Source organism: Bartonella sp. W8167 (genome assembly GCF_016100335.1).
Classification (GTDB): domain Bacteria; phylum Pseudomonadota; class Alphaproteobacteria; order Rhizobiales; family Rhizobiaceae; genus Bartonella; species Bartonella apis.
In genome coordinates, this window is record NZ_JACFSQ010000004.1 from 39,978 (window position 1) to 52,253 (window position 12,276).

The 12,276-nt window shown below is 46.0% G+C and carries 9 protein-coding genes and 1 tRNA gene; 8 read left to right on the top strand and 2 right to left on the bottom strand.

Features of this window, described 5'->3' with window-relative positions; translation table 11 throughout:
• Positions 1–298: 298 nt before the first annotated feature.
• Entirely contained in the window at positions 299–2,848 is a 2,550-nt protein-coding gene (locus H3V12_RS11220) for a PAS domain-containing sensor histidine kinase (RefSeq protein WP_246787558.1), read from the top strand.
• Positions 2,849–3,219: 371 nt separating this feature from the next.
• Here the strand turns inward: H3V12_RS11220 and mscL are convergent, their stop codons facing one another.
• The gene (mscL, locus tag H3V12_RS10290) at positions 3,220–3,633 is read right to left on the bottom strand and encodes a large conductance mechanosensitive channel protein MscL (protein WP_075869237.1); all 414 of its coding nucleotides are present in this window, start codon (positions 3,631–3,633) and stop codon (positions 3,220–3,222) included.
• Between the two features lie 154 nt (positions 3,634–3,787).
• The gene (locus H3V12_RS10295) at positions 3,788–4,183 is read right to left on the bottom strand and encodes a hypothetical protein (RefSeq protein WP_198214590.1); all 396 of its coding nucleotides are present in this window, start codon (positions 4,181–4,183) and stop codon (positions 3,788–3,790) included.
• Positions 4,184–4,294: 111 nt separating this feature from the next.
• On the opposite strand from H3V12_RS10295, the gene H3V12_RS10300 reads away from it, so the two are divergent.
• The 7 genes from H3V12_RS10300 to pgl all read left to right on the top strand — a co-directional run bounded on the left by H3V12_RS10300 (position 4,295) and on the right by pgl (position 12,268).
• The gene (locus H3V12_RS10300) at positions 4,295–4,642 is read left to right on the top strand and encodes a DUF952 domain-containing protein (protein WP_198214650.1); all 348 of its coding nucleotides are present in this window, start codon (positions 4,295–4,297) and stop codon (positions 4,640–4,642) included.
• Positions 4,639–5,727: a quinone-dependent dihydroorotate dehydrogenase gene (locus H3V12_RS10305; RefSeq protein ID WP_198214591.1), complete on the top strand. Its 1,089-nt coding sequence runs from the start codon at positions 4,639–4,641 to the stop codon at positions 5,725–5,727. Before H3V12_RS10300 ends, H3V12_RS10305 begins: the two co-directional genes overlap by 4 nt.
• Positions 5,728–6,194: 467 nt before the next feature.
• Positions 6,195–6,271 (top strand) — tRNA-His (locus tag H3V12_RS10310).
• 722 nt (positions 6,272–6,993) lie between these two features.
• Positions 6,994–8,421, top strand: a complete 1,428-nt coding sequence (locus H3V12_RS10315) for a glutamine synthetase family protein (protein WP_198214592.1) — start codon at positions 6,994–6,996, stop codon at positions 8,419–8,421.
• Between the two features lie 11 nt (positions 8,422–8,432).
• Positions 8,433–9,710, top strand: coding sequence for an FAD-binding oxidoreductase (locus tag H3V12_RS10320; protein WP_198214593.1), 1,278 nt, complete (start codon positions 8,433–8,435; stop codon positions 9,708–9,710).
• A 301-nt stretch (positions 9,711–10,011) separates the two neighbouring features.
• Positions 10,012–11,490, top strand: coding sequence for a glucose-6-phosphate dehydrogenase (gene zwf / locus H3V12_RS10325; protein ID WP_075869232.1), 1,479 nt, complete (start codon positions 10,012–10,014; stop codon positions 11,488–11,490).
• Between the two features lie 10 nt (positions 11,491–11,500).
• A complete protein-coding gene (gene pgl / locus H3V12_RS10330) occupies positions 11,501–12,268 on the top strand; it encodes a 6-phosphogluconolactonase (RefSeq protein WP_198214594.1) in 768 nt (255 codons plus the stop codon).
• Positions 12,269–12,276 lie beyond the last annotated feature (8 nt).

Below are 12,276 nucleotides of genomic sequence, written 5' to 3' on the forward strand. Positions count from 1 at the left end.
GAGTTAACCAATTCGCGAGAAGGCGTAGACGGTTATGTCTGCGCCTTTTTGCTATAGATAGACAAAAACGTTATTTTCTAAAAGGTAGAAACGCTTTATCTATAAAAAGAACTGAAGAAATGACGGTCAATCCATTGAAGTGATTGACGAGTTTCGAGCATATTTGAAAGATATCTTTCAACCGAAGTTTCAAAAAATTTATAGCGGCCGACAAGGATGTTTCCTGATTCCTTTTGAAACTTTTTGCTCTTTCCTGTAAAAGATCGAATTAACATTTCTTTAACCGGTGGAGCTATCCTTGGCATTTCTGGATTTTCTATCTCAAAGTACAATCAGAAACGCTTTTTTGAGCGGCAAGTGTTCTTTCGTGCTTGACCGCAACGCATCGGTTTTATTGTGGCTTGATGGTGCTGCTCTCTCGTTTTTCGGCTTTTCATCACTTACCGATGCACTTGATCGGGAAGAAATTTTCGATAGTGCTGTTAAACGTCAGATCGAAAATGGCATCAAAAGCGGGCGTCCGGTTCATTTGCGTGGAAAAAACGGAGCGCGGTCTTTCAATCTGTCACTTATATCCGGTGGTTATGCATCAAATGAAACATATGGGGAAAATGCGCCGGACGAACAGAAAGAATTTATCTTTGCCTCCGAGATCAATTCGGCAAAAACAACAAACGGGGCAGGCAAAGCAGCAAATGATACAAATCGGAATCTTTCAAGCTCTCATCCGGAAGCACTTCTTGTGGGGCTTGAAGGTAAGAATATTTCGGCGGCTATTTTTGACGACGAAAACAAAATTCTTGCGAAAACAGGAAATTTTCAGCCGCTTGGCGATGCACTCCAAATTTTTCTTTCTTCTATTGACGGTTTTTCACCCATTAAAACATTGATGAAAAATGACGGGGGAAAAGTACAGGTCAATGCCATTCGCCTTGGCGAAATGCCACAACGTTTTCTCGTTCTTTGCTTCAATGTCACGGCAATAGAAGAAAACGCGGACGATCGGAACAACTTGAAGACACATGCAAAGCCGGAGCGTTTTACATGGCAAATGGACAAAAACAGTGCGTTCATCAATTTTTCCCGCGAGTTTTATGATCTTGGGGGTGACGCTGAAAAATTGCTTGGGCGTTCGCTTGCCTATCTTTCCGGTGAATACAAAAATTCCGGTTTTTTAAACCTTGAAAAAAACATTTCGCAATGCACTGCCTTTCAAGACGTGGCGGTTTTTTTCCCGGCCAAAGGGGAACGTGCGAATTTGGAAGTCCATTTATCCGGCCTCCCCATTTTGTCGCTTGATGGAAAGCTTGACGGGTTTCGCGGTTTCGGCACGGTGAAGGATCTGATGAACGGGCAGCCAAATCCGGAGAGTGGAAATCGGGTTGCCGATTCTGTCGCAACTGTCGGGAAGGACTTGACTCCAGTGCCGGAAAAGCCGGTTGTAGACGAAATAATTCAATCGCAATTGTTGTCAGATCATATTGAGCCGGAGGACGCAGCAAAACCGGCGTTTCCGGTGGAAGAAAACCAATCTCATCAAACTTTGCAAGAGCGCGATAAGGACACGAGCTTGAACAGTTCGGAACGTTCGGCTTTTCGTGAAATTGCGGAGCGTTTGCGCAGCGAATTACAATTGCCTGCCGTTTCACGGCCGCTTTCAAAGGCTGCAAATACAGATAAAACAGTTCATGACGACACATTGTCCGGCGACAGCAAGTTTACCCCCGAACGGTCTTCCCTTCTCAATTTGCTGGATACAGCAACTGATGGTGTTGTCTTTCTTGATAATGACGGCTCAATAGAAGGTGTTAGCGCAGCCGCGTCGGCTCTTACCGGTTACGAAAGACAGGACGTGACCGGTAAACCTTTTAAAAGCTTGTTCCGCCCGACATCCGAAGAAGCGATCGATAATTATCTTGCCGCACTTAAAAGCGGTGGAGCAAAACGCTTATTCAACCGTGGTCAATCGGCCGATATTCAAACTAAGGGTGGTGATGACATTCGGGTTTTCGTCACTCTCGTACCGCTTTCCAACCAAAAAGGATATGCAGGGCTTTTGCGCGATATGACGAATGTGTCAGCTCAAAGCCAGCCTATCTATGATAACGAGGTTTTTGCACAAACCATCCACGAGATCAGGACGCCGCTTAATGCCATGATCGGTTTTGCCGATATCATGCGGGAAGAACGTTTCGGCCGAATAGAAAACGAGCGTTACCGTGGCTATTTGCGCGACATTATTTCTTCGGGCAAACATATATTGTCACTCGTTAACTCTTTTCTTGAAAAGGCAAAATCGCGTTACGAAGAAAGATCGCATTCCGGTGGACAGACTAGCGCGCAGATAATCGACAACCGTCAATCTGCAGTGCCGGGTTTCGACGTTATCCAGCAGTTGAGGAAATCGGTTGCGTTGTTTGAAAATCAGGCAAACGAAAACGGCATTATTATTCGCATCATTATGCCGCCAAAAATACCGGCAATCAGGATTGATGCGCAGGAATTCAGGCAGATTATTTTCAATCTTTTGTCAAATGCTATCCGTTTTACCCAAAGTGGCGGTCAAATTGTGGTGCATCTTTCTTCAACAGATAAGAATTTGGTGAAATTGTCGGTAAGCGACAATGGTATCGGTATGAACGAGGAAGAAATGGCACGCGCCCTTCAGCCCTATGGACAGGTTGCAAGAAAGGACGGGCGCGCGGGGGACGCTGTGTTTACCGGTACCGGTCTTGGCCTTCCGACAACAAAAGGGATTGTCGAAAAAATTGGCGGGCGGCTCGTTCTCTTATCAAAACCGGGACAGGGAACAACAGTGGAAGTGTTTTTTCCCATTAACCGCTCGTGAAAAAGCGTACTTTTGGAAAAACGCTATCGAGAAGGCCAGCCCGAAAAGGTTGTGTAAATAAAGCCGATTTATGAAAACACAACTTTTGAAAACACATAATTTACAGGGACCTCAATTATAAGCGCATCGGAAAAAATTGAGCTCTCTTGAAATAGGGCAAAAAATCGGACGCCGCATTAATATCACTGGTGTGTCGAGAACCATATTTCTTATCGAAAATTTTGTTTTTCTTGCAGGTGCATTAAACTCGTCACGCACTTCGACATTACCGGCTTTGCGGAACATTCTGCGGCAAATCTCACGGGCTGATTGTTACATTTGTTTTAAATATTGTCATACTTTGCCCCGCATGGCCTTTCGCTTTTTTGAGCTTATTTTTTCGCGGCCAACAGATCGCGTATTTCGGTTAGCAATACCTCGTCACGCGGAACCGGCTTTGGTGCAGGTGTTTGTTGCTCTTTACGATGCATTGCATTGATTGCTTTAACAACAATGAACAATACCCATGCAATGATAAGAAAATTGATGAACAAAGTAATGAAGTGGCCGTAGGCTATTGTGGCACCGGCTTCACGCGCTGCCGCAAGGGTTGTCTGTTTTTCACCGGCAAGCTGGATAAACATATTGGAGAAATCTATGCCACCGGTGATGAGCCCGATGACCGGCATGAGTAAATCATTGACAATCGAATTGACAAGTCCGCCAAAGGCACCGCCAATAATAACACCAATGGCCAGATCAATCATATTGCCTTTAAGTGCAAATTCCCGAAACTCTTTTAGCATCAGCCTCTTCCTCGCTTGTCGTTGATCGTTCTTAACTCTGGCAATAATCGTTGACGATTATGCTCTGACCGTAAAATATGGCACGATTACCATAAGAAAAGACTTTTATTATTATTTCCTGCGCGACCTAAAAACATCGCGGAATTTTCAGGATTTAAAGTTTATCAGCGCCATTATCAGGGGCAGTTTCGTTATTTTTGAAGTCGTTTTTAAACTTGTCGAAGAAATATTTCATTGTGTCATAAGCCTGATCCATATCCTGTTTGCTGGGCAGGCTCGTTTTGGCTTTATTTTGTTGAAGCTCGGCAATTTTATCTTTCAACGTCTTGATTTCCTGTTCATAGCGCGCGCGTTCGTCACCGGAAATAGCACAGATTATTTTCCCGTCCTTATCAAGACATTTGTCGATGCTGCCGGTATCGCCATCAAAACGCAAATAACCACCATCGACTTTTTGAAATTCGAAACGATGATCGGATGCGGATCCGATTGTTGTCAAACCGATGGTGCAGAAGGATGCCAGAACAAGTGTTTTTAGAAAAGTCGACATTTTTATTCCTTGGTTGAAACTCTCACATCTTTTATATAGGGATGAATAAGAATATTTCCCGTCTCATGGGCGCTTACGTCTGGCGGGGTAAGAATGTTAGGCTCGAAAGATATGGCCTTGATTTATAAGATTGTGTCGAAAGACGAATGGAAAAAAGCCGAGGAAACGGGTGTTTTTTCCGGTGCTGCAGTTGATATTGCCGACGGTTTTATACACTTTTCAACTGGCGAACAGGTGGCAGAAACGGCAAATAAACATTTCAAAGAGCAAAAAAATCTCTTGCTTGTAGCTATTGATGAAGATGAGCTTGATGAAGAGGCACTGCGTTATGAGGTGTCTCGCGGGGACGCGTTTTTCCCTCATCTTTATGGTGAATTATCACTTGAAGCTATTGTCGGTGTCAGTCCTTTTGAAGCCGACGAGAAAGGCACATTCCATTTCAGCGAGGTTTTGCCATGAACCTCTATCGTTCTTTATTACGCCCGTTGGTTTTTTGCCTATCACCGGAAAATGCCCACAGGCTTTCTATTCTTGCTTTGAAAGCTGGCCTCGGTTCAGGGAGTGAGTTCCGTGACCAACGTTTGGGTGTGAATATTGCCGGTCTGGAATTCCCGAATTTTTTAGGCTTGGCTGCCGGATATGATAAAAATGCGGAAGTTCCCGATCAAATATTGCACTTGGGCTTCGGCTTTAGCGAAGTTGGCACGATCACGCCGCGCCCGCAGGCGGGCAACCCGCAACCCCGTCTTTTTCGTCTCTGTGAAGACGAGGCGGTGATCAATCGCATGGGGTTTAACAATGAGGGGCATGAGGCCGCTCACAAACGTCTCGCCATGCGCAAAAAGCAAGGCATTGTCGGGGTCAATATCGGAGCCAACAAGGATTCCGACGATCGTATTCTCGACTATTCGCGCGGTGTTCATTGTTTCTATGATGTTGCAAGCTTTTTTACTATCAATATCTCTTCACCGAACACACCGGGTTTGCGGAATTTGCAAGCCCGTGACAGTTTGAGAGAATTGCTTTTGTCGGTAAGCGGTGCAAGAGCGGAAGAAAAGCAGAAGACGGGCGTTCATGTTCCGGTCTTTTTAAAGATAGCACCTGATTTGACTGAAGAAGGGCTTGATGATGTTGCCGCCGAGCTTCTCGACTCCGATGTTGACGGGCTTATTGTTTCCAATACAACTCTTTCAAGAACCGGTCTTGAAAATAAAAGCTTCAGGAGCGAATCGGGCGGGCTTTCCGGAAAGCCGTTATTTGAACGCTCGACAATTGTTCTTGCCAAGATGCGCAAGAGATTACAGCAGAAAAAAGCAATTATCGGTGTTGGCGGCGTTTATGACGAGAAAACAGCACTCGAAAAAATCAAAGCCGGTGCCGATCTTGTCGAACTTTATAGTGCGATGGTTTTTGAGGGTGCAGGACTTGCGAGACGCATCCTGAAAAATGTGATTGGAATCATGAAAAATGATGGTGCGAAAAAGATAGGGGAGTATCGCGACCTGTCTTTGGATGAATGGGCCAACCGTAAAATCCCTGATTAAGCGCGTTTACTAAAAACTTAGGTTCTCCAAAAGTGCCCAAGCAGTGCCTAAAAAGTGCGAAGCGGTTTTTAGCATAAGCACTGCGACAAGGAAAGAGTACGGTTTTGGGATAAGAACCGCGTTTACTCAAAACTTGGTTCCCCAAAAGTACCCAAGCAGTGCCTGAAAAGTGCGAAGCGGTTTTCTTCAATAACGCTGCGACAAGGAAAGAGTACGGTTTTAAAAAACCTTTGATTGAAAGTTTTCTATAAAAAAGAAGAGACGCATTTTGCGTGTGTTTTAACCCGCATGCATTGTCGATTTTGTAAGTCTCGCCACATAGACAAGCAAAAATTTCAGGACTTTTGAAGTTTGGCAAAACAAAAACGACTGAAAATGCCAATAAATAGAGTTTAAATGCGCTAAGGCACTTGCAAAATTGTTCGATCTTCCGTATGTCACCCGTCAGAATGTTTAATTCTAACGATGCGGTTGTAGCTCAGTTGGTTAGAGCGCTGGTTTGTGGCACCAGAGGTCGTAGGTTCGACTCCCACCAACCGTACCATTCCCTTCAAGCTTTATTATTTCTCCAGTCGAATTGAAGCTTTACGGCTTTTTGTATCTCCTCATATTTTTATCGGAATAATGGAAAGACGTTGCTTTTATGCGTCGAATTTTTTTGATTGGTCGGAAACGAAAACTCTGTTTAAAAAGCCCGAATACGTTTTTGGTCGCAACGAGCGCCTTTAAACGAACAGTGAAAATGAAAATGTGAAGGCCGGTTTTTGATCTGTCCTGAGATAACCTCTTCGACGAATAATGATATTTCGGGAATCTCCCAATTTTCGACAACCGCAATTCATACAAGCGAGAAAGTGCGGGATAACGGTTTGCCGCCAGGAGAATGGAAAAAAGTCAGGATTTTTGAATAGGCAAGCGGGCGTTGGAACAGTTGAACGCCTATTAACGAGTCGTTTTAAAGGTCCTTTGCTTCAAGAAAAAGTATTTTTCTCGCCAGATTGCACAGAGCGCAAGTTTACACAAAGCGCCGGATTGCCGGTGGCAATTGGAAAGTGAAGGGCAATGTTGACAGGATCAGCTTCAGGCAAGACCGCAACAATAAATTATAGTAGGTTATAATTGGTCCTCATGGTTCGATGCAAAGCGGTTGAAAGGCAAAAGCGATTGAAAGGCAATTGTCAGGTTGACAAACGATTGTGCCCGTCACAATTTTTCAGAATTGATTGTTAATATTGATAGACGATACACATTTCAATTTGGTGTTTTATGACTGTGGAAAAAACAAAAAAGACAAAAGACAAAAATACAAAAATACAGCACGCTTATCTCAAGAATATTTATGGCGTGAAAAATTGGAAAGAAGCGTCGGAGTGGCTGGCCTTTCGCGGTATTGAAGACATTGAATGTATCACACCCGATCAGGCAGGTGTCGCACGCGGCAAAATGATGCCGTCAAACAAGTTTACTTCCGATACGTCGCTTGCTCTGCCATCAGCTGTGTTTATGGCGACGATTTCCGGCGATTATCCCGAGGATGGCAACGGTTTCCATTATCCTGCCGATGATGGCGATTTGCGGCTGGAGCCCGATCTTGCAACTTTAAGCGTTGTCCCTTGGGAAGATGATCCGACCGCGCAGGTTATTTGTGATATTGTCTACCAGACAGGCAAAAGGGTGGAATTTACGCCGCGCAATGTTTTGCGCAATGTGGTGGAAGCATACACAAAGTTGGGGTTGAAGCCGGTGGTGGCACCGGAAATCGAATTTTATCTTGTCCAGAAAAATCCTGATCCAGATTATCCGTTGACACCGCCCGTTGGCCGCTCCGGTCGCGCAATCGGTGGAGGGCAGGGGTATTCTATTGCCGGTGTTAACGAATTCGACGAACTGATCGACGACATGTACCATTTTTCCGAAGCGCAAGGCTTGGAAATCGACACATTGATCCATGAAGAAGGGGCAGGCCAGCTCGAGATCAATTTGCGTCACGGTGATCCGATCGAACTCGCCGATCAGGTTTTTCTGTTCAAGCGCACCATTCGGGAGGCGGCATTCAAGCATGATATGTATGCAACCTTTATGGCCAAACCCATAGAGGGTCAGCCGGGTTCAGCCATGCATATCCATCAATCTATTGTCGACGTGAAGACGGGAAACAATATTTTCACCCGCGCAGATGGAAGTGAAAGTGAAGCCTTCCGGTATTTTCTGGGGGGCTTACAAAAACATATGGCAAGTGCAATGGTTATGCTTGCGCCTTATGTCAATTCCTATCGCCGTTTGGTGCCGGATCTTTCGGCGCCGGTCAATCTCCATTGGGGGTACGACAATCGCACAACGGCATTTCGTGTTCCCCGTTCGGCACCTCAGGCACGACGGGTAGAAAATCGTCTTCCGTCTTCCGATGCCAATCCTTATCTCGCACTTGCGGCATCACTCGCCTGCGGTCTTATCGGGCTAATCGACAAACTCGAACCTGATGAACCGTCGTCAAAGACTGTTAATGCCGATCGGGTCGATTTGCCACGCGGACTTGTAGAAGCTGTTGCGTTGTTTGACGAAAACAAGCGGTTGCGGTCGGTGTTGGGGGACGCATTTGTCAACACCTATGCTGCGATCAAACGACAGGAATTCGAGACGTTCATGGAAGTTATCAGTCCTTGGGAGCGGGAATATTTGCTGCTTAATGTTTAGGATATCAGTTGATGTTTCACGAGAATTCCATTTCGCCGGGTATATCATGGTATGAATTCAGCGTTGCCAACCGTCCGTCGTACCCCTCTCTTCACGAGAAAAAGGATTGTGACGTGGCAATTATCGGAGGTGGCTTCACCGGACTTTCGGCAAGCTATCATCTGGCAAAAGCTGGACTTCGTGTTGTGCTTGTCGACGGTGCACGATTTGGCGATGGAGCCTCCGGCCGCAATGGCGGGCAACTCGGGACCGGTCAACGGCAATGGGTAGAAAAGCTTGAAAAAAATCTTGGATACGAGCGGACAAAGGCTTTGCTCGATTTGGCGGAAGAAGCCAAAAAAGACATCATTAACCTCGACAGCCAAATAGGCCTCGACTATTTTCCCGGACAATTATCGCTTATCCATAAAAAGCGCGAGATTGCGGCTTATCAGGCGCATGTCGAAAATATGGCGCGCTATGGCTATGAGCAATTGTCGTTCATGGACGGGAAAGAGACTAAAGAACGTTTGGGTTCAAATTTCTATTATGGCGGCATCCGCGATACCGGCACCGGCCACATCAATCCGTTAAAACTGGTTGTCGGACTTGCGTCTCTTGCTTCGGAAGCCGGTGCGGAACTTTATGAAAAAACGCCCGCTACGTCACTTGAAAAGAGGAATGATGATTGTATCGTCACAACGCCGGATGGATATATCAAATCGAAATACGTCCTGCTTGCCACCAATGGTTACAATCAAGGGCTAAAAGGTTTTGTAGATCGCACCATTGTTCCGATACGTTCCTATATCGGCGCGACAGCTCCGTTGCCGATTGATAGTGAAATTTTACGTGGTAGAGAGTCCGTAGACGACTCGCGCTTCGTCGTCCGCTATTTCAGAAAAAGCATTGATAATCGCCTGCTTTTTGGCGGTGTCGAGAGCTATGATAATGCGGTGGCTGACCATCTTGGCGATCGCATTCGTGCGCAAATGGTGGAAATTTTCCCGAAATTAAAGGAAATCGAAATAACCCATTGCTGGGGCGGAACCGTGGCGATAACGGTCGAACGCATGCCTTATATTCGTGACATTATGCCAAATGTTACTTATTGCGGCGGCTATTCGGGCCACGGTGTTATGCTTGCTCCGTTTATGGGAAAACTTTATGCGGAAAGTATAACAGAAAAAGGCGATCGTATTCGCTGTTTCAAAAATTTGAAAATTTCGCCTTTTCCGGGGGGCGAAACTTTAAGAAAACCGTTGCTTTGGCTTGCAATGCGCTTTTTCGCATTGATGGACAGATTTTGATGTTTTTTAAAGTTCTATCGGCCTGAATATTATCGCGTTGCCGGTCGATACGCGGCGGAAAGTGGCAAAACGAGCGAAACGAAAAATGTTAAGCCACCCAAAATCGGCAAGAAAAAAGCCGATTGTTTGTGCGACGCCTTTAAAAAAAGCGTTTCTGATAAAATTTAATGACTTGAAACACAAAATTAATGGTGAAGTCATTACCAAATTAACAGCTTATTCAGCACCTCAAGGCATATATAATATGATATGAGTGAAAATTAAGACTTAAGGTAAAGCGTCTAAGGACTTTGGTATTTTCATGGTAAGTAAAATAATTCCTATACCCCCGTTTGATTGCATCGTGTTTGGCGGTGCAGGCGATCTTGCCGAAAGAAAACTCTTTCCTGCGCTCTATCATCGCCAATGTTCGGGACAATTCAGTGAACCGACACGTATTATCGGTACATCACGGTCAAAACTGACCGATGAGGAATATCGCAATTTTGCACGTCAAGCGATCGAGAAACACGTTTCTGCCGCTGATATCGACAAGGGTGAAGTCGACCGTTTTCTCAAACGGCTGAGTTACGTTCCGGTCGATGCTACAACCGATGACGGTTGGGATAAGTTGAAAAAAGCAATCGAGATCCCCTCGGCTAGCACGATCAGAGCCTTTTATCTGGCGGTCAGTCCGGCACTTTTCGGTAGCATTGCCGAACATTTGGGCAAAAATGGTCTGGTCACCGACGAAACCCGCATTATCGTCGAAAAACCGATTGGACGGGATCGTGAAACAGCAACCAAGCTTAACGATACATTGGCGCGGGTTTTCCACGAGAATCAGATTTTCAGAATCGACCATTATCTTGGCAAGGAAACTGTCCAGAATTTGATGGCATTGCGCTTTGCCAATGCTCTTTATGAACCATTGTGGAATTCCGCCCACATCGACCATGTCCAGATAACAGTGGCTGAATCGGTGGGGCTTGAGGGACGTGCCGGTTATTATGACAATGCAGGCGCCCTTCGCGACATGGTGCAAAACCATATGCTGCAACTTTTGTGTCTGGTCGCGATGGAACCTCCTTCAGCCAACACAGCCGATGTTGTCCGCGACGAGAAACTTAAAGTTCTGCATTCGCTTTCGCGCATTGACAGCCATAATGTAACAACCCACACGGTACGCGGGCAATATATGGCTGGTGCTTCGACAAGCGGACCTGTCGGTTCCTATCTCGATGATCTAAAAAAAGATAAAAGCAATACCGAAACATTTGTTGCTTTGAAAGTTGATATCAACAATTGGCGTTGGGCGGGGGCACCCTTCTATTTACGCACCGGCAAACGTCTTGCTACAAGAATGTCGGAAATTGTCGTCACTTTCAAACCCATTCCGTACAACATTTTCGGCAGCGAGGCTGGTGAAATCGTACCGAACCGGCTGGTCATCCGTTTGCAGCCTGATGAAGGTGTCAAACAATGGTTGATGATCAAGGATCCGGGGCCTGGTGGAATGCGGCTTCATCATGTGCCGCTTGATATGACATTTGCCGATTCATTTCCGGTTCGCAATCCCGATGCTTATGAACGCTTGTTGATGGATGCTGTACGCGGCAACCAGACGCTGTTCATGCGACGTGACGAAGTCGAAGCTGCCTGGGGATTTGTCGACCCTATCGAAGAAGGATGGGAAGCGACAAAAATGCCGGTGCAAGGCTATACCGCGGGAACATGGGGGCCATCAAAATCGATTGCCCTGATCGAGCGGGATGGTCGTACATGGAACGATACAGTTTAGGGTATTTGTTATGAGCTTGATGGATACAAACCGGCTGAATTTCGATACGCCTTCGGCATTGGCTTCAGCTTTGGCTGATCGTGTTGCAGCGGAATTGAGTGTTGCCATAGTTGAACGCAAACAGGCAGTGCTGGCAGTGTCAGGTGGTAAAACGCCGGAACTTTTTTTCCATTATCTCGCCAAGGCAGATATCGACTGGAAAAATATTCTCGTCACTTTGGTGGACGAACGTTTTGTACCGGTGACAGATGATCGTTCCAACGAGCGTCTTGTGCGTTCAAGCCTATTACAAAATTTTGCCTCGAAAGCGCGCTTTTATGGCCTCTATAACCCGTCCATTACTGCAGAGCTTGCGGCATTTTCCGCAGCAAGTCGCATCAACAGCCTGCCAAGGCCTTTTGATGTGATTGTGCTTGGTATGGGAACCGACGGGCATACAGCTTCGTTCTTCCCGGGCGGCGACCGATTGAAACAGGCCATTGACACCGAGTCACGTGCACTGGTCTTGCCAATTCATGCACGTGGCTTGAAGGAAGCCCGCCTGACACTTACATTGCCGGTGATCGTTGAAGCACGCTTTATTGCTCTTCATATTGAAGGTCAGACGAAACTGGATGTTTTTGAACGGGCTTTGCAAGATGGGCCGGTTGAAGAACTGCCTATTCGCGCTGTATTGAAAAATACGCGCCATCCTGTTCAGGTTTACTGGGCGCCGAATGAAGAGGAAAAGCAGATCACGGATGGAACCCATTCGTTATTTGATACAGTTTCAGTTTAGGAGAAATA

What these genes read in the sequence shown, in the direction of transcription:
- mscL (WP_075869237.1), bottom strand. Translation starts at nt 3,633, where the DNA reads ATGCTAAAAGAGTTTCGGGAATTTGCACTTAAAGGCAATATGATTGAT.
- H3V12_RS10295 (WP_198214590.1), bottom strand. Translation starts at nt 4,183, where the DNA reads ATGTCGACTTTTCTAAAAACACTTGTTCTGGCATCCTTCTGCACCATC.
- H3V12_RS10300 (WP_198214650.1), top strand. Translation starts at nt 4,295, where the DNA reads ATGGCCTTGATTTATAAGATTGTGTCGAAAGACGAATGGAAAAAAGCC.
- H3V12_RS10305 (WP_198214591.1), top strand. Translation starts at nt 4,639, where the DNA reads ATGAACCTCTATCGTTCTTTATTACGCCCGTTGGTTTTTTGCCTATCA.
- H3V12_RS10315 (WP_198214592.1), top strand. Translation starts at nt 6,994, where the DNA reads ATGACTGTGGAAAAAACAAAAAAGACAAAAGACAAAAATACAAAAATA.
- H3V12_RS10320 (WP_198214593.1), top strand. Translation starts at nt 8,433, where the DNA reads ATGTTTCACGAGAATTCCATTTCGCCGGGTATATCATGGTATGAATTC.
- zwf (WP_075869232.1), top strand. Translation starts at nt 10,012, where the DNA reads ATGGTAAGTAAAATAATTCCTATACCCCCGTTTGATTGCATCGTGTTT.
- pgl (WP_198214594.1), top strand. Translation starts at nt 11,501, where the DNA reads ATGAGCTTGATGGATACAAACCGGCTGAATTTCGATACGCCTTCGGCA.